The 21982-nt window shown below is 72.8% G+C and carries 21 protein-coding genes; 11 read left to right on the top strand and 10 right to left on the bottom strand.

The genetic code is table 11. The features are described 5' to 3' along the window. The first annotated feature begins 163 nt into the window (after positions 1–163). A complete protein-coding gene (locus tag ACZ32T_RS09170; RefSeq protein ID WP_467270279.1) occupies positions 164–1546 on the top strand; it encodes a transcriptional regulator in 1383 nt (460 codons plus the stop codon). A gap of 167 nt (positions 1547–1713) precedes the next feature. Next, positions 1714–3168, top strand: a complete 1455-nt coding sequence (locus tag ACZ32T_RS09165; protein WP_467366060.1) for a hypothetical protein — start codon at positions 1714–1716, stop codon at positions 3166–3168. An 81-nt stretch (positions 3169–3249) separates the two neighbouring features. Here the strand turns inward: ACZ32T_RS09165 and ACZ32T_RS09160 are convergent, their stop codons facing one another. Beyond that, positions 3250–4518, bottom strand: a complete 1269-nt coding sequence (locus tag ACZ32T_RS09160) for an ABC transporter substrate-binding protein (RefSeq protein ID WP_467366058.1) — start codon at positions 4516–4518, stop codon at positions 3250–3252. Between the two features lie 174 nt (positions 4519–4692). Here ACZ32T_RS09160 and ACZ32T_RS09155 point away from each other — a divergent pair, with 174 nt between their 5' ends. Further along, positions 4693–5139 carry an SCO4402 family protein gene (locus ACZ32T_RS09155; protein WP_104788089.1) on the top strand — a complete coding sequence of 149 codons (447 nt, stop codon included), beginning with the start codon at positions 4693–4695 and terminating at the stop codon, positions 5137–5139. A 28-nt stretch (positions 5140–5167) separates the two neighbouring features. After that, complete coding sequence (gene purU / locus ACZ32T_RS09150) at positions 5168–6067, top strand: formyltetrahydrofolate deformylase (RefSeq protein WP_467366056.1); 900 nt, start codon at positions 5168–5170, stop codon at positions 6065–6067. Between the two features lie 4 nt (positions 6068–6071). Here the strand turns inward: purU and ACZ32T_RS09145 are convergent, their stop codons facing one another. Together ACZ32T_RS09145 and ACZ32T_RS09140 are read right to left on the bottom strand one after the other, a co-directional pair. After that, on the bottom strand, positions 6072–7355 hold the full coding sequence (locus tag ACZ32T_RS09145; RefSeq protein WP_467366054.1) for a maleylpyruvate isomerase N-terminal domain-containing protein: 1284 nt from the start codon (positions 7353–7355) through the stop codon (positions 6072–6074). Beyond that, positions 7352–7933 carry a sigma factor gene (locus tag ACZ32T_RS09140; protein WP_467366051.1) on the bottom strand — a complete coding sequence of 194 codons (582 nt, stop codon included), beginning with the start codon at positions 7931–7933 and terminating at the stop codon, positions 7352–7354. The genes ACZ32T_RS09145 and ACZ32T_RS09140 overlap by 4 nt, the downstream gene beginning before the upstream one ends. A gap of 290 nt (positions 7934–8223) precedes the next feature. Here ACZ32T_RS09140 and ACZ32T_RS09135 point away from each other — a divergent pair, with 290 nt between their 5' ends. From ACZ32T_RS09135 to ACZ32T_RS09125, 3 genes are all read left to right on the top strand, one after another. Beyond that, positions 8224–8598: an STAS domain-containing protein gene (locus ACZ32T_RS09135; RefSeq protein WP_467270290.1), complete on the top strand. Its 375-nt coding sequence runs from the start codon at positions 8224–8226 to the stop codon at positions 8596–8598. Positions 8599–8680: 82 nt separating this feature from the next. After that, positions 8681–9217, top strand: a complete 537-nt coding sequence (locus ACZ32T_RS09130; protein ID WP_467366049.1) for an EF-hand domain-containing protein — start codon at positions 8681–8683, stop codon at positions 9215–9217. A gap of 593 nt (positions 9218–9810) precedes the next feature. Beyond that, positions 9811–10272 (top strand): ATP-binding protein, encoded by a 462-nt coding sequence (locus tag ACZ32T_RS09125; protein WP_467270294.1) that lies wholly within the window; start codon positions 9811–9813, stop codon positions 10270–10272. A 22-nt stretch (positions 10273–10294) separates the two neighbouring features. On the opposite strand, the gene ACZ32T_RS09120 is transcribed toward ACZ32T_RS09125, so the two are convergent. Further along, entirely contained in the window at positions 10295–11284 is a 990-nt protein-coding gene (locus ACZ32T_RS09120; protein WP_467270296.1) for a GlxA family transcriptional regulator, read from the bottom strand. A gap of 76 nt (positions 11285–11360) precedes the next feature. Here ACZ32T_RS09120 and ACZ32T_RS09115 point away from each other — a divergent pair, with 76 nt between their 5' ends. Then, positions 11361–11771, top strand: a complete 411-nt coding sequence (locus ACZ32T_RS09115) for a ribosomal maturation YjgA family protein (RefSeq protein ID WP_467270298.1) — start codon at positions 11361–11363, stop codon at positions 11769–11771. 66 nt (positions 11772–11837) lie between these two features. Beyond that, a complete protein-coding gene (locus ACZ32T_RS09110; protein ID WP_467366296.1) occupies positions 11838–13157 on the top strand; it encodes an MFS transporter in 1320 nt (439 codons plus the stop codon). Positions 13158–13167: 10 nt separating this feature from the next. Here ACZ32T_RS09110 and ACZ32T_RS09105 read toward each other — a convergent pair whose 3' ends face one another. The 5 genes from ACZ32T_RS09105 to ACZ32T_RS09085 all read right to left on the bottom strand — a co-directional run bounded on the left by ACZ32T_RS09105 (position 13168) and on the right by ACZ32T_RS09085 (position 17481). Next, positions 13168–14355, bottom strand: a complete 1188-nt coding sequence (locus ACZ32T_RS09105) for a flavin-containing monooxygenase (protein ID WP_467270300.1) — start codon at positions 14353–14355, stop codon at positions 13168–13170. An 89-nt stretch (positions 14356–14444) separates the two neighbouring features. Continuing rightward, on the bottom strand, positions 14445–15035 hold the full coding sequence (gene pspAB, locus ACZ32T_RS09100) for a PspA-associated protein PspAB (protein ID WP_467270302.1): 591 nt from the start codon (positions 15033–15035) through the stop codon (positions 14445–14447). 9 nt (positions 15036–15044) lie between these two features. Then, positions 15045–15956, bottom strand: a complete 912-nt coding sequence (gene htpX, locus ACZ32T_RS09095) for a zinc metalloprotease HtpX (protein WP_467366046.1) — start codon at positions 15954–15956, stop codon at positions 15045–15047. A gap of 67 nt (positions 15957–16023) precedes the next feature. Then, positions 16024–16689 (bottom strand): pyridoxine/pyridoxamine 5'-phosphate oxidase, encoded by a 666-nt coding sequence (locus tag ACZ32T_RS09090; protein ID WP_467270305.1) that lies wholly within the window; start codon positions 16687–16689, stop codon positions 16024–16026. Positions 16690–16833: 144 nt separating this feature from the next. Continuing rightward, positions 16834–17481, bottom strand: a complete 648-nt coding sequence (locus ACZ32T_RS09085) for a TetR family transcriptional regulator (protein ID WP_467270307.1) — start codon at positions 17479–17481, stop codon at positions 16834–16836. Positions 17482–17836: 355 nt separating this feature from the next. Here ACZ32T_RS09085 and ACZ32T_RS09080 point away from each other — a divergent pair, with 355 nt between their 5' ends. After that, a complete protein-coding gene (locus tag ACZ32T_RS09080; protein WP_467270309.1) occupies positions 17837–18631 on the top strand; it encodes a VOC family protein in 795 nt (264 codons plus the stop codon). A gap of 194 nt (positions 18632–18825) precedes the next feature. Beyond that, positions 18826–21201 carry a protein serine/threonine kinase AfsK gene (gene afsK, locus ACZ32T_RS09075; protein WP_467270310.1) on the top strand — a complete coding sequence of 792 codons (2376 nt, stop codon included), beginning with the start codon at positions 18826–18828 and terminating at the stop codon, positions 21199–21201. Positions 21202–21205: 4 nt separating this feature from the next. Here the strand turns inward: afsK and ACZ32T_RS09070 are convergent, their stop codons facing one another. Further along, positions 21206–21877 (bottom strand): hypothetical protein, encoded by a 672-nt coding sequence (locus tag ACZ32T_RS09070; protein ID WP_467270312.1) that lies wholly within the window; start codon positions 21875–21877, stop codon positions 21206–21208. Positions 21878–21982 lie beyond the last annotated feature (105 nt).

Below are 21982 nucleotides of genomic sequence, written 5' to 3'. Positions count from 1 at the left end.
GGCCGGGGGCGCGTGGGAGGAAACGCACCGGTGTGCGGGTAACCAGGTGCAGGACTGCGCCAACTCACCACGACTCGTACCCGATACAGATGAATATGCGCATTTCTTGTGCCGTGCCGGGCAGTGATTCCAGCACCGAACCACTGCGGTCCCAGGGGGAAATATGGCAGCCAGACCTCTCGTCGCCCGTCAGCCGAACGAACGGCTCCAGACGCTCATCCAGGAGGCGGCGTGTTCCAACGCCGGTCTCGCACGCCGGGTGAACATGGTCGGGGCGGAGCGGGGTCTCGATCTCCGTTACGACAAGACGTCGGTGGCCCGCTGGCTGCGCGGACAGCAGCCGCGCGGCAGGGCGCCGGGGATCATCGCCGAGGCGATCGGGCGCAAGCTCGGCCGCACGGTCACGATCGACGAGATCGGCATGGCCAACGGCAAGAGCCTGGCCTCCGGCGTCGGCCTGCAGTTCGCGCCCACCGTGCTCGGCGCCGTCGAGCAGGTCTGTGAGCTCTGGCGCAGCGACGTCGGCCGCCGCGACCTGCTGTCCGGATCGGCGGTGGCCGCCTCCGCCCTGGTCGAGCCCAGCCGCGACTGGCTGATCACGGGCGCCGACCCGCAGGTGGCGAGGACCTCCGGGAACCGGGTGGGCATGCCGGACGTGGAGGCCGTGCGGGCGATGACGGCCGCGCTCGTCGACCTCGACCACCGCTTCGGCAGCGGACATGTGCGACCCGTCCTGGTGCACTACCTCAACAGCGTGGTGTCCGGGCTCCTTTCGGGGGCGTACCGCGAATCGGTCGGCCGGGAGCTGTTCGGCGCGGTCGCCCGACTCACGGAGCTCGCCGGTTACATGGCCGTGGACACCGGCCAGCCCGGGCTGGCCCAGCGGTACTACATCCAGGCGCTGCGACTGGCCCAGGCCGCGGGCGACCGGGCCTACGGGGGCTATGTGCTGGCCGCCTCGATGAGCCATCTCGCGGCGCAGCTCGGCAATCCGCGCGAGATCGCCCAGCTGGCGCGGGCCGCGCAGGAGGGCGCCCGGGGACGCGTGACCCCGCGGGCGGAGGCGATGTTCCACGCGGCGGAGGCCCGGGGCCACGCGCTGATGGGCGACGCCCGCGCCTGCCAGGCCGCGGCGGGCCGGGCGATGGCCGCCCTGGAGCAGGCCGAGCCGGAGAAGGGCGACGACCCGGTCTGGATCTCCCACTTCGACGCGGGCTACCTCGCCGACGAACTGGCGCACTGCCACCGGGACCTGGGGCAGGCCGAGCCGGCCGCCCGCCGGGCGAAGGAGGCGCTTGCGGCCCTCCCCGAGTCCCGGACCCGGCGCCGGGGCATCGGCCTGGTGCTGCTGGCCTCCGCGCAGGTGCAGCAGCGTGAGGTGGAGCAGGCGTGCCACACGGGGTTGCGGGCGATGGAGCTGCTGGGGACGGTGCGCTCCAGCCGGGGTGCCGAATATCTCGATGATCTCCAGCAGCGGTTCGAGCCGTACGCGGACGAGCCGGCGGTCCGCGAGTTCGGCGCCAGGCTGGAGCTCCAGGCCGCCTGACCGGCGTCCTGGGCGAGTTGACCATGAACAGCGCCGTGGGGGCCCAAGGTGTTACCCCCTGTGTGAAGGGGTGGTGAGGCTCTTGGGCGCTTGGCGCGGGGCTCCGGACACCCGGTAGCGTGAGCCGACGTTCCATAGGTTCACACGTTTCACACGTAGGAGTCCCGGTGACGCAGAGCGGACAGGGTGACGAGCCGCAGCTTCCCGCTGTACGGCACGCCCACGAAGGTGTCGTGCTGCCCCCGGAGGGCGGTGCCCCCTGGAACGCGGGGGGCCCGGCGGGCGGACAGCCGGACCAGGCCGTCCCCGCCGGCGGGCAGCCGTGGGGCCGGCCCTGGGGGCCACAGGCCGCGCACCAGGACGGCCCGCCACCGGGGCAGCTGCCGCCGGAGCAGCACCAGCAGGGCGGTTACCAGCAGCCGCAGCACGGGCAGTACCAGCAGCCGCAGCAGTACGCGCCCCAGCAGGGCCGGTACCAGCAGCACCAGCAGCAGCCGTACGCCCAGCCCCTGCCGCCCGAGGCCCCAGGGCACGGCACGGCGCAGGGCGGGGACGCGGACGCCACGCAGTACATCGCACCCGTGCCCGGCGGCCCCCTCCCCGGGGGGCTGCCGCCCGAGCGCCCGGCGGAGTCCACCCGTTACCTGGGGCAGGCGTCCGCCCCCGCTCAGCCGTCCGACGCCGACGCGACCCAGTACATACCCCCGGTTCCCGGCGGCGCCCCGTACGGGATCCGGCCGGGGACCCCGGGTGACCGGCAGCCGCCCGCGGAGTTCGACAGCCTCTTCCGCAGCGACGAGCCCGCGGGCGCCACGCAGCAGATGCCCCGCTTCGACGGGCCGCCCCAGCAGCCGTACCAGCCCCACCCGGGTGACCGGCAGCCGCCGCAGGGCGCCCAGCCCCTCCAGCCGGGTCCCCAGGGCTTCCACGGCGGGCACGGGGGGAACGGCCCGGAGGAGCCGGCGCAGGGCGGTCAGGCGCCGCGCAGACGGTCCGCGCACATCCCGCTGATCGCCGCGGTCGTCGTCGGCTGCGCCGTCATCGGGCTCGGCGCGGGCGCGCTGATGAGCGGGGGCGACGAGAGTCCCTCGGACGACAAGCAGACGGTGGCCTCGCAGAGTTCGCCCGCGTCCGATCCCTCCGAAAAGGCGGCGGACGACCCCGCGCAGCCGCAGGCCGTGGAGCTCGACAAGCTGCTCGCGGACAGCAACAACAGCCGCTCGGCGGTGATCGGCGCGGTGGAGAAGATCAAGGAGTGCAAGGCCCTCGACCAGGCGGTCACCGACCTGAAGGGCGCCGCCGCGCAGCGCCGGGATCTCGTGACCCGGCTCGAGGCGCTGAGCGTCGACCAGCTCCCCTCCCACGAACAGCTGAAGACCTCCCTGACGAAGGCGTGGCAGGCGTCGGCGGAGGCCGACGACCACTACGCGACGTGGGCGAGCCAGGCCAAGAACAACAAGAAGAAGGTCTGCAAGGGCGGCAGGGCCGGATCGACCGACGCGACCGCCAAGGCCGCCGCGTCGAGCAGCGACGCCACCGTCCAGAAGCGCACGGCATCGAGCCTGTGGAACAAGATCGCGCAGAAGTACGGGCTGACCGAGCACGCCCCCACGCAACTCTGACGCCTCCTCCTCCGCCCCCGGCGCCCACCTGGAGGCGGAGGAGAGGCCGTCAGGCCCCGGAGCGAGGCCGGTGGGCGGCCGTCAGCCGCCGGACCGGGCGTTCACGAGGGTGTCCGTCACATCCACGAAGCCCTTCTTCGCGGCGGTGAGACGCCCGTCGCGGACCACCTGGAACGTCACCCGTCCGTTGACGATGCGCCCGTAGGCCGCCGTGCCGACCATGTCCTGGAAGCGCCAGCGAAGGACCGGGGTGAGGCCCCCGGTGTCCACCTCGGTGCCGCGGTTGAGGCTGACGGAGATCCCGCCCGCCGTGATGTCGGACCGGTCCATCGCCTCGACGACCGCCTTGAGCGCGGTGTACGCGATCCAGGTCGTCTGCACGCCCGTGTCCTCGGGATCGATGCGGTCGTCCCCGAAGGCGTACTCCGTGATCACGTCGCGCATCTCCTTCCAGCGGGCGTCGCCGGACGCCGGGTACCAGCCGGTGACGAGGGCCCCCTCGAAGGGGCTGTCCGCGCCGCCCGACCGGTTGATGAGGCCCTGGCCGACGCTGCCGAGCACGGACGAGATCCGCACCTCGCTGCCTTCGGGTTCGAGCCGGCGGAAGGAGTCGAAGAACGTCCCGGTGCCCTTGCCGAGCACTGCGGTCACACAGCCGTCGCCGGCCTGGGCGAGGGCCTTGGAGGCCTCGGATTCGTACGACGTGGCCTCCTCGGCCGCGCTGATGTCGTAGGAGGCGGGGCGGTGGCTCCGGCTGAGGCTCGTGTCGAGGAGTCCGGGCATGGAGTCACCGACCAGGGTGTCGGGCCGCACGAGCGACACCCGCTCACAACTGGCCGCGAGCTGCTCCCCGTTGCCCGCGACGAGGGCCGGCTGGCCGCCGTTGACCGGGTAGGAGAGATAGCTGGTGAACTCGTCCGCGGAGGCGCCGTATCCGCCGATGTACGGGATACCGGCGGCCTCCAGCGGCGCCAGGAACGCCCGCCCGTACCTGCTGTACGAGCCGACGACCGCCGCCACGTCCTCGTCGGCCGCCCGCCGGGCGCACTTCGACGCGCCGGCCGCGGTGTCCTGCTCGTTGCAGGTGAGGACCCGCAGCTCGTGGCCGTCGATCCCGCCCTTCTCGTTGATCCAGCGGGCGTAGGTCCTGGCCATGGCCGGCATGCCCGCCATGTTCACGGTGTCGGCTCCGGTGGTGTCGGGTGCCCACGTCATCACGGTGACGGGCTCCCTGGAGTCCCCCGGGCCCCCAGGGAGCACACCGCAGCCGGATATCAGCAGTGCCCCGGCCGCCACCGATGTGAGGAGCCTGTAGGGGCGGGGGGAGGTGAGGCGTCGCCATCCGGTCATGGGCATGAACTTTTGCGGTTCGCGGGTAACGCCACAGCGTGCTCCGGTCAACACAGGGTGACGTGGAGGTGAATTACGGGGGGCCGCACACGGCCCCGGCGAGGGAACGTACGATCGGCAACCGTGCAGCAAGGTTCGGAGAACACTTCCCGTCGCGGCCGTCGCTCCTCCACCATGGGCGGCATGCCGCTCAACGACATGCCGTGGTGGCGCTGGCGCAGCAACGTGCGCTCGGCGCTGCACATGCTCTCCGACCCCGTCTTCCACCACGAGTGCTGGCTCGCCGGCCGGGAAGGGTACGGCGACGTCACCGACGCCGTGTACCGCCTGGTCGAGGACACCTGGCTGGACAACTGGTCCGCCGAGAAGTACGTGGGAACGATCTTCCGCGACTCCGCCGAGGCCGCCCTCGTCGACGTCGCCGCCCTGCGGGTGCTGCGCATCATGCACCAGATAGGCGCCGACGCCCCCGTCTCCGCCTATCTGGAGCACCCGGGCTGGCAGGAGGCCGTGGTGGCCGCCCGCGAGGCCCATGTGATGCTCGCCACCAACGACGGCGAGGACCCCGACACCCCGCCGCGCTCCCTGGACGTGCTCCGCATCATGACCAGATCGGCGTGACCTGCGAAGGGTGTGGCACCCTACGGGAATGACCGCGCCGCAGCCCGCCGAATCCGTACCCGCTGCCTCGGACACCGCCGCCGAGCAGTACGTCCTCACGCTCTCCTGCCCCGACAGGCAGGGCATCGTGCACGCCGTGTCGAGTTACCTCTTCATGACCGGCTGCAACATCGAGGACAGCCAGCAGTTCGGCGACCACGACACCGGTCTCTTCTTCATGCGCGTCCACTTCTCGGCGGACGCCACGGTCACCGTGGACAAGCTGCGCGCCAGCTTCGCCGCGATCGGGGACTCCTTCCGGATGGAGTGGCAGATCCACCGGGCGAGCGACCGGATGCGGATCGTGCTCATGGTCAGCAAGTTCGGCCACTGCCTCAACGACCTGCTGTTCCGCTCCCGCACCGGCGCGCTGCCGGTCGAGATCGTGGCGGTCGTCTCCAACCACACGGACTTCGCCGAGCTCGTCGCCTCGTACGGCGTCCCCTTCCGGCACATCCCCGTGAACAGGGAGAACAAGCCGGAGGCCGAGGCCCAGCTGCTGGAGCTGGTCCGTGGGGAGAACGTCGAACTCGTCGTCTTGGCGCGTTACATGCAGGTGCTCTCGGACGATCTCTGCAAGCAGCTCAGCGGCCGGATCATCAACATCCACCACTCCTTCCTGCCGAGCTTCAAGGGCGCCAAGCCGTACCACCAGGCCCATGCGCGCGGGGTGAAGCTGATCGGCGCGACGGCGCACTACGTGACCGCCGACCTCGACGAGGGGCCGATCATCGAGCAGGAGGTCGAGCGCGTCGGGCACGGCGTCACGCCGGACCAGCTCGTCGCCGTCGGGCGCGACGTGGAGTGCCAGGCGCTGGCCCGCGCCGTCCAGTGGCACGCGGAGCGGCGCATCCTGCTCAACGGCCGCCGTACGGTCGTCTTCCCGTAAGGAATCAGAGCCGGCTGAGGGACGCCGCGGCGCCCAGCACGTCCCGGATCGCCTCGCGGTCGCCCTCCTGGCCCGCCGCGGCTTCCACCGGCAGCACATGACCGGCGACCAGCCGGCAGAACTCAACCCCGTCGAGCGCGACCTGCGCGACCGTGAGGTCGGGGGAGCCGAGGGCCGCCGGAGAGTCCAGCGCGATGTACCAGTCGCCGCCACCGCGGCCCTCGACCTCCAGGTGGAGGGAGCGGCCCGGTGAGCCGGCGGTGACCAGGTGGCGGGCCGGAGCGGCCAGCCCGGCGCGGCGGCGCGCGGCCAGGGTGGCGGGCAGCAGCCGGGCGGCGAGGTCGATCATCCGGTGGAGATGGGCGGCGGCGGGCGGCTCGTAGGGGTAGTCCACCGCGTGCGCGATGTCACCGCCGTGCACCCAGCACTCGAAGGCCCGCTCCAGGAGGGAGTCCTGCAGCGGGAGGGCGAAGCCGCCGTACGGGACGGAGAGCTCCGAGACGCCGCGGCCGGCGAACGACACCGTACGGACGAGGGAGTGGCTCTGGTCACGCCAGGGCTCCCGCACGGTCCGGGTGGGCGGCCTGCGGGCCGCCGACCAGTACGCCTCGGTGCGCGTGGTCGGCGGCAGGGGCTGGTCGCCCTTCCCGAGCGGGTCGTCCAGACCGAGTGCCTTCGAGACCAGGCCGTCGACCGCCATGAGATGGCCGATCACCCCGGCGACCGTGGTCTTGCGGTTCACCTGCCGGTCGTCCTCGAACCACTTCAGCCGGACCGGCGCGTGCCACTCCGAGTCACCGATGTCCCGCAGCAGCGCGTCGAGCCGTGCGGTCTCCGCGTCGTACGGCGCGGCCCACGCCGGCACGGGGATGCGCGCGGGGCGGCGGCCCAGGCAGCCCTCCAGGACCCGGGACCGGAGCATCGGGTTCAGGTCCAGGGTGCCGTCGCTGTGCAGCAGACCCACCGCGTCGCGCAGCCGCAGCGCCTCGTCGGCACAGGGCGCGCACGAGGTGAGGTGCTCCTCGACGGCTGCCGTCTCCTCGGCGGAGCAGGCAGCCAGGGCCCAGGCGCCGAGGAGGGACGTGAGGACCTTGTGGGGCAGCTGCGGAACGGGTGGTTCCGGGGGACCGGGCGGCTTTGGAGGTTCCGGTGGCTCCTGCGGCGCCGAGCCGCCGGGCCGGACCGGCGGCAGCCTCTCCCGGTCGTCCGCGGCAGCCCTCGGCCCCGGTATGCGCCGCTCGACCGGCTGCTCCCCGTCGCGGCCGTCGCCGCCGTGACCGACGCTCATGGCGTCGGCCCGTATCCGGGCGGCGCCGAGCCGGGCGGGGGCGGGGTGTTCGCGGTGGCGAGGAGCTGGAGGCCGAGCCGCAGCCGGCGCCTGGCCTCGTCCCCGGTGACGCCGAGGTCCGCGGCGGCCTGCCGGTAGTCCCGGCGCTGGACGTACGCGAGCTCCAGGGCGGCGCGCAGCGGCGCGGGCATGGAGGCGACGATGTAGTCGGCCCGGGCCGCCGCTGTGGCCTTGAGCACCCGGTGCTCCAGCTCGTCCGCCCGCGCGTCCGCGTCGTGACCCCCGGCCTCGCCGTGGGCGCCGCGGATGCGCTGCACGGACCGGCGGTGCGTGAGCCGCGCCACCCAGGAGCGCATGGAGCCGTGCCTGGGGTCGTACGCGTCGGGGTTCTCCCAGACGTAGCCGAAGACCTCGCGCGTCACCTGGTCCGCGGCGTCCTCGTCGTCCAGCATGCGGTGGGCCTGGCTGTGCACGAGGGCGGCGAACCGGTCGTAGAGCTCACCGAGGGCGGCCGCCTCGCCACGCGCCAGCCGCTGCTGCATCCGGCGGTCCCAGCGCGGTGGTGCGTCCTTCGCCATCCAGCCCCCAGCCCTGTGCCTCTCGTCATGTCGAATGTAGTCGGCGGCCTGGTCCGGGCACGTACCTTTGGGGCAAGTACGTCCCTCAAGTGCCACCGAATGATAAGGAATGCTTCGCCCCTTGCCTTTTCCTGACCGCGTAAACGATCCTGAAGTGATCATTTCTGGATGAATCCTGTGCCAGGCCGGTGGGCGGAAAGGCGTTTCACGAGGCGGGTACGCGGGCAGCCGCGAGGAGGAACGGAAACTTCCGGATCCTCCGGAGCCCCCGGAACGAGAGGCCGAGTCGCGTGACGCTGAAGGTGTACGAGACCGAGCAGGACGCGTGGACGGTGCTGCGGATCCACGGTGAACTCGACCTCGTGAGCTCACCCGTCGTGCGTCAGTCCGTCCACGGGGCGGTGGCCGAGGGCCGGCACGACGTGGTCCTCGACCTCTCCGGAGTCCTCTTCTGCGACTCCAGCGGAGTCGGCGTCCTGATCGCCTCCCGCCGCCTCATGAAGTCCTGCGGCGGCCGGCTGCGGATCGTCCTTCCGGCCCGCGGCGCGGTCGACGGCTCGCACGTCAACAAGGTGCTCGGCGCCCTGGGAGTACGCCGGCTCTTCGAGGTCTACCCCGACTCAAACGCCGCCACCGACGACGAGTCCCAGCCGCTCACCGCCTGACACGCCGGGCCGGGGCGAAATCGTCACACCCCTGCCGACCATCGGTGACACGTGACGCCGCCCGGCGTCGTACGCTCCCCGCATGGACAGCGCAGAGTACGAGCGCAAGATCGCGCACCGCTTCGCCGCCTTCGACCAGGACGGCAACGGCTACATCGATCGCGCCGATTTCAACGCCGCCGCGGCCCGTCTGCTCGCCGAGTTCGGTACGACGGCCCGCTGCGACCGCGGCCAGTCCCTCTACACGGGCGCCGAGGCCTTCTGGCAGGGCATGGCGGGCATCGCCGACGTGGACGGGGACCAGCGCGTCACCCGGGAGGAATTCGTCGGCGGGGCCGTGAAGCGGCTGCGGGACAACCCCGAACGCTTCGCGGAGATCGCGCGCCCCTTCTTGCGCGCGGCGCTCACCGTCGCCGCCGGCAGGGACCCCGAGGGCGCCGGACCCGCCTCGGCGCCGGTCGCCGCGGTGGAGCGCGCCCTGCGGGTGCTGGGCGCCGCGGACGACATCGCGAGCGTCGCGGCCCGGAGCCTGGACACCGACCAGGACGGCCGGATCGCCGAGACGGAGGCGGTCGCCGCCTTCTCCGCGTACTTCACGGTGATCGAGCCCGACGCGTAGCAGCGCGGGCACAACCGGTGCGCGGTCACCGTGATCGCGCGCGACCGTGCGTCAACACGCCCAACGACATGAGCAGTTCGTGCCCTTCCGCGGCCCGGCTCGGGGAGCGCCCCGGCCGGGCCGCTGTGCACCGTCAGGGGTGGTCGTGGCTGACCGGAGGCGTACGGGACGCGCGGGGCGGGTGACGCACCGCATCCGGATCGGGGGTGCGCCGCAGAGGCGGGCTGTCACCGGGCGGAGTCGCGGGCCCGCGCTCGGGTACGCTCCGTTGGATGCGAGTGGTACTGGAACCGGAGGATCCGGGTACGGCCCCTGTGGCCGCCCCGGGCGGTGCGCGGTGCCCTGCTCGTGACCCACGGAGCTGCGACGGGCCTGGCGGGGACTCGGTCCCCGGGGTGCCGCTGCGCTTCTGTTCGACTCTCCGCAGCACGCGTCGCACAGTATGGACCACGCGTACTCCTTCGCGCTGGAATATGCCCGAAGCGCTTGTTGCGGTGACTGTACGTCAACCATGCTGTCTCGCAGTGGAGTCACGTTCCGTGACCCCGAGGAGGCGCTAGGCGATGTGTCCGCCGGTTCGGATGGTGTGAGCGGTGCAGGTGCTTCAGGTTCAGCTGGAGGTCGGGCCGGATCCCGCGGAGGTGGGACGGGCCCGTAGATGGGCGCGGTCGCGGCTGATCGGGTCCGGGATGGAGGACGACGAGCCGCTCGCGGAGACTCTGATCCTGCTGATCTCGGAGCTCGTCACCAACGCGGTGGTCCACACGGGCTGTCCGGCCGTGCTGCGGATGCTCTTCGGCCCGGCGAACCCGGCCGGTTCGGCGGGGACGGTGCGGGTCGAGGTGGCCGACACAAGCTGCCGTCCGCCGCAGCCGCGCCACGCGGAAGGCGAGGACACCAACGGCCGCGGCCTGGAGCTGGTGGACGGTCTGGCGGACCGCTGGGGCTGGCAGCCGGAGGGCGCGGGCAAGCGGATCTGGTGCGAGGTCGACCGGAGCGGCCCGGTGATGGTCCCGGTGATCCAGGAACAGCCCGGCGACCGGGCCAGCGCCTGAGGACACCCGGCCGGGGCGCCGCTCAGCGTCCCGGGACCGCCGAGCGGAACGTCCGCCGGTAGACCGTGGGCGACACCCCCAGCGCGGCCTGCACATGCTGCCGCAGGGAGGTGGCCGTACCGAAGCCCGCGTCCCGTGCCACCTGGTCGACCGACAGACCCGTGGACTCCAGCAGGTGCCGCGCCCGCTCGACCCGCTGCTGCGCGAGCCACTGCCCGGGGCTCACGCCGACCTCCTCGCGGAAGCGGCGGGTGAAGGTGCGCACGCTCATCGACTCCTGCCGCGCCATGTCGCGCAGCAGGATCGGCTGGTCCAGCCGGCCGAGCGCCCAGGTCCGTGCGGCGGTCGTCGTGGCGAGCCCCGCCTCGGGCAGCGGACGCAGGACGAACTGCGCCTGGCCGCCGTCGCGGTGCGGGGGCACGACCGTGCGGCGGGCGATGTCGTTGGCGACGGCGGTGCCGTGGTCGCGGCGCACGATGTGCAGGCAGAGATCGATCCCGGCGGCCACACCGGCCGAGGTCAGGACGTCCCCGTCGTCGATGAAGAGGACGTCCGGGTCGACGCGGACCTTCGGGAAGAGCCGCTGGAAGTGGTCGGCCGACGACCAGTGGGTCGTGGCGGGCCGCCCGTCGAGATACCCGGCGGCGGCGAGGACGTATCCGCCCGTGCAGATGGAGACCATCCGGGCCCCGGGCCTGATGTACGCGAAGGCCGCGGCCAGTTCGTCGGTGAGCCGGCCCTCCTCGTGGACGGGACCGAGTTCGTACGAGGCCGGGACGACGACGGTGTCGGCGGTGGCGAGCGCCTCGGGGCCGTGCTCGGCCAGGATGCTGAAGTCGGCGTCGGTGCGGACCGGGCCCGGCGGGCGCACGGAGCAGGTCACGACGTCGTACAGCCTTTCCTCGGCGCCGGGCGTCTCCGCGCCGCGTGTGCGGCCGAAGATGCGCTGCGGGATGCCCAGTTCGAAGGGGATCACCCCGTCCAGGGCGAGCACGACGACGCGATGGGACATGCGGACTCCTGCTCTCCCGCGGAGAGTCTCCCGCGGATTGGGTGCGGCCGTCTCCGGCCTGATAAACGTAACGGCCATGAAGGAGAAGCCGGCCGTCCGCGCGTCCATTCCCCGGGCCGCCGCCGTCCGCGCGGGGGCCGCCGCTGCCGCGCTCGTGACCGTGGCGGCGGGGCTCGGCGTGCGCTCGGCTGCGAGCGGGGACGTGGCGAAGTACGCGGGCGACGCGCTCTACACCGTACTGATCCACGCCCTGGTGGTCCTCCTCGTGCCCCGCGTGCGGCCGCCGGTGGCCGCGGGCGCCGCGCTGGCCTTCAGCTGGGCGGTGGAACTGGCCCAGCTCACCGGCGTACCGGCCGAGTTGGGCCGGCGGAGCGCCGCTGCACGGCTGGTGCTCGGCTCGACGTTCAACGCCCCGGATCTCCTGTGGTACGGGGTGGGCGCGGCCCTGGCCTGGGCCGTCCAGAGCGGTTTGCGGGCCCGCTCCTGACCCGGTGGCCCGATTCCTGCGATGAGTGGCCTCCCGGCCACTCGTCCGGGGGTGGCCGCCGGCCGGATGCTGGGCGGCGTGACCCCGACAACCGACAGCGTGACGTTCGAGCACGCCCCTCGCCGACGCTCCCGCCCGCGGATCCACCGCGCCTGGATCGTCGCCGCCGTCACCTTCGTGACGATCATCGGCGGCGCGGCCTTCAACTCCCTGCCCGGCCTCCTCATCGGGCCCCTCAACGAGGACTTCGGCTGGACGTACGGCGAGATCGGTTTCGCGGTCTCCCTCGACATGGCGCTGTACGGCCTGTCCGCGCCGTTCGCGGCGGCGCTGATGGACCGGTTCGGTATCCGCCGGGTCGTGGTGGTCGCGCTCAGCACGGTCGCGACCGGGGCGCTGGCGAGCGTCTGGATGACGGCGTCCTGGCAGCTGATGCTCTACTGGGGCCTGCTCGTCGGGCTGGGCACCGGTTCGATGGCGATGGCGTTCTCGGCGACCGTCACCAACCGCTGGTTCGTGGCCAGGCGTGGTCTGGTGACCGGAATCCTGACCGCGGCCGGCGCCTCCGGCCAGCTGGTCTTCCTGCCGCTGTGCGCCTGGATCGTCGACAGGCACGGCTGGCAGCCGGCCTCGGTGACGGTGGCGCTCGCGGCGCTCGTCGTCGTCCCGTTCGTCTGGCTCCTGATGCGCGACCACCCGGCCGACGTGGGCCTCGCCCCGTACGGCGGCACGTATGTGGAGAAGCCGGCACCCGCCACGGGCGCCGCGGCCCGCACCGTACGCGTCCTGTTCGAGGCGGCCCGCACGGGCCCGTTCTGGCTGCTGGCCGGCTCGTTCGCGATCTGCGGCGCCTCCACGAACGGCCTGATCCGCACCCACTTCGTGCCCTCGGCCCACGACCACGGCATGGAGATCACCGCGGCGGCCTCGCTGCTGGCCGCCATCGGTGTCTTCGACATCATCGGCACGATCTTCAGCGGCTGGCTCACGGACCGCTTCGACGCCCGCAGGCTGCTGGCCGTCTACTACGCCCTGCGCGGGATCTCGCTGCTGTTCCTGCCGATGCTGATGGCGCCGACGGTGCGGCCGTCGATGGTCTTCTTCATCGTCTTCTACGGACTGGACTGGGTCGCGACGGTCCCGCCGACGCTGGCCCTGTGCCGGGAGCAGTACGGCGATGACAGTGCGATCGTCTTCGGATGGGTCCTGGCCTCGCACCAGGTCGGGGCGGCCCTGGTGGCGTTCCTCGGCGGCGTGGCCCGGGACGTGACCGGCTCATACGATCTGGTCTGGTACGCCGCGGGGGCCCTCTGCGCGTCGGCGGCCCTGATGGCCCTGGTGATCCGGCGCAAGCGGACGGACCCGGTGCCGGCGGCCGTCCGCTGAGGGGCGGCGGTCAGCCGGTCCTCGCCACGCGGGCGGCGATCTTCCGCGCGTCCAGCGCCATCTCCCGGAGCATCCCGCTGATCGGGTTGGTGAAGCCCGTGAAGTAGAGGCCCGGTGCTCCGGCCGGGGTGCGGGCACCGTGCGCCACAGGCCGGCCCCGCGCGTCCAGTACGCCGAGGTGGCCGACCAGGTCCTCCAGGGCGCGCTCGTATCCGGTGGCCGCGATCACGGCGTCCGGGGTGATGCGGGTGCCGTCGGACAGTGCCACGGCGTCCCCTTCGAACGACTCGACCGCTGCCACCGGCACCACCCGGCCGCGCCTCACCGCGTCGATCAGCCCGACGTCCTGGACGGGGATCGCACCCTCCTTGACCCGGGAGTACAGGCCGGTGTCCGGGCGGGGGAGGCCCTGGGCCGCCAGATCGGGGACGGAGACGCGGCACAGCACGCTCCCCGCCCGGTCGACGAGTCCGACCGGCAGCCTGCGGACGAGGACGGCGGTGGCCTGGGCGGGCCAGCCCGCCGTGGAGCGGCGCACGATGTGCGGGGCCGTGCGGACCGCGATCCGCACCCGGGACGCACCGCCCTCGACCAGGTCGACGGCGATCTCCGCGCCCGTGTTGCCGATGCCGACGACGAGGACGTCCTTGCCGGCGTACGGGGCCGGGCCGCGGTAGCGTGCGGCGTGCGCCAGTTCGCCGGTGAAGTCCTCGCGCCCCGGCCACGGCGGGATCCGCGGGGTGTGGTTGAAGCCGGTGGCCACCACCACCGCCCGTCCGGTGAGCACCCGGCCGCCGGTCGCGCTCAGCTGCCAGCCCGTGCCGTCGGCGGTCCGCTCGATCCGGGAGACCTCGACGCCCGTCACCACCTCCAGCTCGTGGTGCTCGGCGTACTTCTCCAGGTAGCGCACCATGTCGTCGCGCGACACCCAGCGCCCGAACCGGCGGGGCATCGCCAGCCCCGGGAGCGCCGACCAGCGCCGGGTCGTGTGGAGGTGCAGCCGGTCGTAGTGGTTGCGCCAGGACGTCCCGACGCCGCCGGACCTCTCCAGCACCACCGCTCGTACGCCCTGCTCCCGCAGGGCCGCCGCGGCGGCGAGGCCGCCCGGGCCGCCGCCGATCACATAGACCGGCCGGCCGTCGGTGCGGTCGACGGGGGCGGGCGGGGCTTCACCGGGGGCGGGGGTCGATTCGGGCATGGTCCGGAGCGTAATAGGACATGGACATGATGGGTCCCGGTCCGGACGGGAATCGGTTGCGAAATGATCACGAGCCGTGGCGGCGGCCCTCACAGCCCCGGAGCGCCCCACACCGGGAACCAGCGTGAGAGGTCCCCCTCGACCCGGAGGTCGTCGCCGAGCGTGGCACGCACCTGGAGTTCCAGCTGGTTGTCGCGCTTCTCGCCGCCGCCGGGTGCCGGGGCGAAGGGGTAGAACGTCCCCCGCTTGTAGAGGTAGACCAGCGCCAGCGCACGCCCCTCCGCGTTCCGGAACCCGATCATCGAGCAGAGCAGATGGGGGCCGAAGCCGCCGTCCTGGAGCAGGGTGTTGACCGCGTGCAGGTCGTTGACCAGGGCGGCCATGCCGTCGGCACCGGGCTCCCGGCGGGCGAGCAGCCAGGTGTAGCCGTAGGGGTCCCGGCTGAACTCGACCGGGACCCCGCCCCGCCCGGTGTCCGCGTCGAGCAGCTCCCGGACGTCCTGCTGGATACGGGCGAACGTGCCGCCCTCCACCCCGGCGAAGCACACGGACCCGAGCCCGGTCGGCGTGAAACCGGTGCCGGCCTGGAGGGTGAGCGCGGCCGACGGCACGGCGAAGAGCTGGTCGAGGTCGGGGCGGACCGGTTTGCTGCGGCCCAGGATGCTGTCGAGCAGGCCCACGGAAGCTCCTCAGGGGTGGGACAGGCCCGCGGAGATGCGGGCCAGCTGGTCCAGACGCTGTTCGAGGGTCGGGTGGGAGGAGAGCAGCCGGCCCAGGCTCTCCTCGGCGGCGAACGCGGGCACGAAGTAGAAGGCGTTGTACGGCTCCGCCTTCCGCAGGTCCTCCGTCGGGATCCTGGCCATCTGTCCGCTCACCTTGGTGAGGGCGGAGGCCAGCGCCGAGGGCCGCCCGGTGAGCAGGGCGGCCGTACGGTCGGCGGAGAGCTCGCGGTAGCGGGAGAGCAGCCGGGTCAGCAGGAAGCTCAGGGCGTACACCACCGCGCTGATCAGCGGGATGAGCATGAGGATGACGCCCGCGGGGTCGTTGCCCCGGCTGTTGCGGGCGAAGCCGCCCCACAGGGCGACCCGGGTGACGATGCCGGCGAGGACCCCGAGGAACGACGCGATGGTCATCACGGCCACGTCGCGGTGCGCCACGTGCGACATCTCGTGGGCCAGGACGCCTTCGAGTTCCTCGGGCTCCAGTCTGCGCAGCAGGCCGGTCGTGGCGCAGACCAGGGCGGTCCTCTCGCTGCGGCCGGTCGCGAAGGCGTTCGGGACGTCGCTCGGCGCAATGGCCACCCGGGGCTTCGGCATGTCGGCGAGGGCGCAGATCCGGTCGATCGCGCCGTGCAGCGCCGGCGCCTCCTGCGGGGCGACCTCCCTGGCGCCCATGCCGTACGCCGCGATGCGGTCGCTGAACCAGAACTGGGCGACGAACATTCCGCCCGTGATGACCAGGACGACCGGCCAGGAGCCGCGCAGGGCCGCGAGCAGTATGCCCACGAGGACCACGTACAGCAGGCCGATGAAGAACATCGTGCCCACCATGCGGGTGGTCAGACCCCGGTCCGGGGCGTAACGGGAACGCGTGTGCGCCATGGGTGCCTCCAGCAGCTCACCTGCCTCCCATAGTGCCCCTTTCCGGCAGGAACCGTATGAAGAGTGCTCAGGGCCAGAGGAGCTCGCGGGTCCAGCCCGCCCCGTCCCGGCGGTAGCGCAGCCGCACGTGCCGGCGGCGGCCGTCGCCCTGGAAGAACTCCACCTCCCGGGGCTCGACGACATACCTCGTCCAGGTCTCCGCCTCGGCCTCCGGTTCCGCCCGCGCCCGCTCCCAGGCCGCCTCGGAGGCCCGTACGAGGTCCTCGTGGGCGGGCAGCACCTCGCTCTGCGAGCCGGTCAGCGCGGCGGCCAGCGCGCCGGTGGACCGTGCGTGCAGGTCGGCCCGGCTCTCCTCCCGGCTCGCGGGGGCGGCCGCGCCGCGGACGCGCACCTGGCGGCCCTGCGCGGGCCAGTAGAAGCCGAGCGCCGCGTACGGCCGGGCGGCGAGCTGCCGGCCCTTGGCGCTGGTGGCGTGCGTCGCGAAGTGCCAGCCGCGCTCGTCCGCGTCGTGCAGCATCAGCGTGCGTACGTCGGGCAGGCCCTCCGCGTCCGCCGTCGCCAGGGTCATGGTGTGCGGCTCGCTCTGCCCGGCGGCCACCGCTTCGGCGAACCAGGTGCGGAAGAGGGGGAGGGGTGCGGCGGGCGCGGCGGACGGGTCGAAGCCGGGCAGGGGCACGTCCCAGACGCGCTGCGCGTGGAGCAGGTCGCGGAAGTCCTTCTGTGCATCGCTCATGGGCCCATTCCACAGCGTCCCGCGCCGGTGCGGAAACGCCGACGGCGGACCACAGGGGGTGGTCCGCCGTCGGTGAGACAGGACGTGGGGAGCCGCGAAGGGCGCGGCGCCCGGCGTGTGCGGGGGAGGCGGAGCTGCCCGGGCCTACCTGACCGGCTTCTTGCCGGTGATGCCCAGGTGTACCAACAGGGCGAGGGTGGGCCGGACTTCGGCCTGCTTGACGCCCCAGGTGGAGAAGCTCTTCTGGTGCGAGGCGACCCCCGCCATCATGACGACCAGGGAGCCCGCCACCGCGCCGGGGCTGACGTCCTTGTCCACCTTGCCCTTGGACTGGAGCTCCTTGACCGAGTCCGTCAGGGAGTTGGTGACGGAGCTCAGGACCTTCATGCGGATCTTGTAGAACCGCTTGTCGCCCTCGGCCGCGCCGAGCTCGACGACGCGGAGGATCGCGTCATGGCGCCGCCAGAAGTCGAGGAATCCCTCGACGAGTTCCTCGGAGGCCTGCCAGCCGGCCTTGCCGACCCAGGAGCGGTCACCGACCAGTTCGGTCAGTCCGGCACCTTCCTTGGCCATTTCCTCGGCGAGTTCGAGAACGGCGCCCTCGACGTCGGGGAAATACTGGTAGAAAGTCGCGGGTGAAGTCCCCGCCTTCCGTGCGACGTCGATGACTTTGACGTCCCGGTACGGCGAGGAGCTGAGCATCTCGCTGAGGCAGTCGAGCAGCTTCTGCCGCGTCGCCTGACCTCGCCGACCAGCCACGCGGCCGTCGACGGTGCGTACTTGTCCTGTCATGCCGTCAGCTTACCGAGGGGTGATCCGGGCGCGATCTGACCGACTGCAAATGGGGAACGACCCAGTGCGGGCGGGGTGAACAGAGCAATTCCGGGAGCGGCGTGATCCATTTTCCGTGCGGTCTCACCTGTTTATGGAATTGCTCCTCGATCCCGCGCGGCGGGGGTCCGGTGCGATGTTGTTATCAACAGCCTGTGGATAACTTCGGTGGACAACCCTGTCCACGCGGGTCGCAGAACCTTCACGATCCGGGCAAAGGTTCTATTCACCCCCTCGGGGCGCGCTGGAAGGCCCTCGACGCTACGTTGAGTGTGACGGGCGTCACGGCGATCCATGTGAAGGAAGGACCCGGGCCATGGCCGTATTCGCGCACTCCGCGCCGTGCTGGGTGGACGTGCAGCTCTCCGACCTGGAGGCCGGCAAGCGCTTCTACGGAGGGCTCTTCGGCTGGACCTTCCGGGCGGGTGACGGCATGCCCTTCGCGGATGCGTACAGCGAAGGCGAGCTCGTCGCCGCGCTCGCGGCCAAGCGGGACGGCCGCCTGCCCACGACCTGGGGCGTCTACTTCTCGACCGACGACATCCGCGCCACCGTGGCCCTGGTCAGGAAGGCGGGCGGCCAGGTGATCACCGATCCGGTGCGGGCCGGTGGGGCCGGGGTCCTCGCCCAGGCGGCCGACCCGGGCGGCGCGGTCTTCGGCCTCTGGCAGGCGGGGGAGCGCGCGGGTTTCGAGAAGCAGAACAGGCCGGCGGCCTTCTGCTGGACCGAGGTCTACACCCGGCAGCCGGAGCGCGTGGACGCCTTCTACGAAGAGGTCTTCGGCTTCCGGGGGACGGACATCGAACTGCCGGGTGAGACGGGGGCGGCCGAGCCGTTCCGCGTCTGGTCCCCGGCCGGGACCGAGCCCGGCGAGGACACCGCCGTCGGCGGACGCGCGGTCCTCACGGACGCGTTCCCCGCGATGCTGCCCAGCTACTTCCTCAGCTACTTCGCCGTCGTCGACTGCGACGGCACCGCCGATGCCGCCGTGCGACTCGGTGGCCGGATCACGGCCCCTCCCCTGGACATCCCGTACGGGCGCATGGCGGTCCTCCAGGACGATCAGGGTGCGGCTTTCGCCGTGCTCCAGCCGACCGAGCTGTTGCCGTAGCCCTTTCGGGAGGTGTCCTGAAAGGGATGGAGTGCCACACAACACTCCGTTCCGCCCCCGGGTTCGCAACCGGGCCCCGAGCCAGGAAGAATCAGGGTGCGCACCGCCAAGTGGTGCCCAGTGGTGAGACGCTGCACAGGGCGGGATTTCGCGGGCTTCTGTTCCTGAGGTCCGTACGGGGAGGTGGCAGGCAAGTGGAGCAGCTGACGCAGCATGACCCGAGGCGGATCGGCCCGTTCGAGGTGCTGGGACGGCTCGGGGCCGGCGGCATGGGGCTGGTCTATCTGGCGCGGTCGGCGTCGGGCCGACGGGTGGCGATCAAGACGGTCCGTACGGAACTGGCCGAGGACCAGCTGTTCCGGGTCCGCTTCACGCGTGAGGTGGAGGCCGCTCGCGCGGTCAGCGGTTTCTACACCGCCGCGGTGGTCGACGCCGACCCGAGGGCGGCCGTGCCCTGGCTCGCCACCGCCTACGTCCCCGCCCCCTCCCTCGAGGAGATAGTGAATGAGTGCGGGCCGATGCCGACGCAGGCCGTGCGCTGGCTGGCCGCCGGGATCGCCGAGGCCCTGCAGTCGATCCACGGGGCGGGTCTCGTCCACCGCGACCTGAAGCCGTCCAACGTCCTGGTCGTCGAGGACGGACCGCGGGTGATCGACTTCGGTATCGCGTCCGGCGTCTCCAACACCCGGCTGACCATGACGAACGTCGCGGTGGGGACGCCCGCGTACATGTCTCCGGAGCAGGCCCGCGACTCGCGCAGTGTGACGGGTGCCAGCGACGTGTTCTCGCTCGGCTCGACCCTCGTCTTCGCGGCGACGGGACACGCGCCCTTCCACGGGGCGAATCCGGTCGAGACCGTGTTCATGCTGCTGCGGGAGGGTCCGGACACCGAGGGGCTGCCCGACGACCTGCGCCCGCTCATCGAGTCCTGCATGCAGATGGACGCGGCCCGCCGGCCCAGCCCCGCCGACCTGCAGTCGCAGCTGGCCCCGCATCTGTTCGCCTCCGGCGGCGACGACAGCGGCACGGCGTCGGCCTGGCTGCCGGCAGCCGCGACCGCGATGATCGAGCAGCGCCGCGGCGGTGGCCGTGCCGTGGCCGTCGCACCCGCGCCCGTGGTCGTGCCGCCGCCCCCGTCGCAGCCGCCGCCCGGCGCCGACCGGTACGAGGCGTGGCGCGGCGGCGGCGATCTGCGGACCGCGCCGGCCCCCGCGCCGGTGTCGGCGCCCGCACCCGACGGCGGCCCCGTGCGGCTGCCCAACGCCAAGGTGCCGATCGGTCCCGGGCCCCGCCCCGTGGACGTACGGGGCCCCGCGGCCGCGCACGCCGACCCGGCCACCGGGTGGGTCCGGGCGCCCGGGCAGACGTCGGCCGTGCCGGTCGCTCCGGTGCCCGCCCCGACCCAGGCCCCGGACGCGGCACCAGCCGCGCCGGACCGCTGGCGGCCGTGGCGGTTCCGTATGTCGAACGACGTGTGGGGCACGCCCGTCGTGGTGGGCGACCTGCTCTATGTGACGTCCTTCGAGGTCCACGCCCTGGACGTGGGCAACGGCCGCCGCCAGTTCAAGACCCGCGACGTCGCCTGGTCGATGGCGGTCGACGGCGGCCGGATCCACGCCTCGGACGGCCCGTCCCTGTACGCCCTGGACGCGGCGACCGGCACCGAGCGGTGGCGGCTGCGGACCGACGCCTGGGTGTACGCCCTGAAGGCCGACCGGGGAACCGTGCTCACCGCGACGCGAGGCGGCGGCGTACAGGCGTGGGAGGCGTCCGGCGGCGAGAAGCTGTGGGAGACCTCCGGGGTCCAGACGGACTTCGAGACGCCGGAGGCGGGCCCCGTCCTCCACGACGGCACGGTGTTCCTGTGGCAGGACGCCCGGCTGCGCGCCGTCGACGCGCGCACCGGCACGGAGCGGTGGTCGTACCCCATCGGCGACGCCGCCTCCTGCGGCGGGGTCCCGGTCCGGGTCACGCCCGCGCCCGACGGCTTCGTGTACGTCGCGGCGGGGACCCGGGTGCTGGCGGTGGACACGGTCTCGGGCCGGGTGCGCTGGCACTTCGAGTCACCGGCCGCCTTCCTCTCCCCGCCCGCCTTCGCGCCGGGACCGGCGGTCACCGGCGGCGGGGTGTACCTCGCCGACTACCTCGGCACGGTGTACGCCCTGGACGCGTCCACCGGCAAGGACCGGTGGCGGATCGCGACGGAGGCCCGGCAGTCCATCGAGCCCGTGCTGGTCACGGCGGGCAACGTGCACGTCGGCAGCGGCAGCGCGCTCTACACCCTGGACGCGGTGACCGGCACCCCGAAGTGGCGTTTCGCGGCCGGCGGCGACGTCGTCGGCGCACCGGTGGTCGCGGACGGCCGGGTCCACTTCGGCTCGGCGGACCACGTCCTCTACACCCTGGACGCGGCAGGCGGCCAGCTCCGCTGGAAGCTGGCCACGGGCGGCGAGATCACGGGCTCCCCGGTGGCACAGGCGGGCGTCGTGTACGCGTGCAGCAAGGACCGCTGCGTGTACGCCCTGGACGCCCTCAAGGGCACCGGGACGGGGAACAGGGCCCGCGCCTGACGCCTCAGGGGTGGGGCGGGTGATACCGGTCCCGGTCCTGCTGGTCCCCCTCGTCGGGGTGCTGGACGGGGTACGGGGCGGTGTCCTCGTCGGCGGGGGACGCCCGGTGCCGGCCCGGCCCGGTGTACGGATCCGCCTCGGGCTCCGGCCCGGGAGACGTGTACGCGGCCGGGCCCGGCTCCTGCGTCGGCGGCCAGGTGTCCGGGCGGTCGTCCGGCGGCACGGGATACGGCTCGGAGGTACGCCTCGTCCGTGCCGCCGACCGATGCCGCCCCGACATCAGCAGTGCGCCCAGCAGGAGCAGGAGACCGCCCGCCAGCGCCTGCGCCACGCCCCACCCCAGCCCGTTGCCGTCACCGTCGACCGTGAGGCCGCCCGCCTCCTGGCCCTGCCGGACCATCCACAACACGGTGAAGCCGATCACGATCAGGCCTGCGAGGGCCACGACCCAGCGCGAGCGGAACACGACCCCGACGAGGGTGACCAGGGCGGCGAAGAGGAACGGCAGCAGGATCGAGCCCATCACGGACGACGAGACGCCGCTGATGCCGTCGAACAGGTCCTGGATGCGGTAGTCCCGACCGGGACGGCCGTCGAACCAGCTGTGGAAGGGACTCTGCACGGCCGCCGCCGCCCCCACCAGCGCGACGACGGAGCCGAGGACATTGCGGATCATCGACAGCCTCCCGGGCCAAGGCGCACGGCTGTGCGCACCGCTCCCCGCGCTCGACGCTACGCCCGGCCGACGCCCCCTGCCATCGGAGACGACGGAGGCGATGAC

The sequence above is a fragment of the Streptomyces sp. NPDC023573 genome (assembly GCF_055559735.1).
This window is presented reverse-complemented; position numbering and strand designations above follow the sequence as displayed.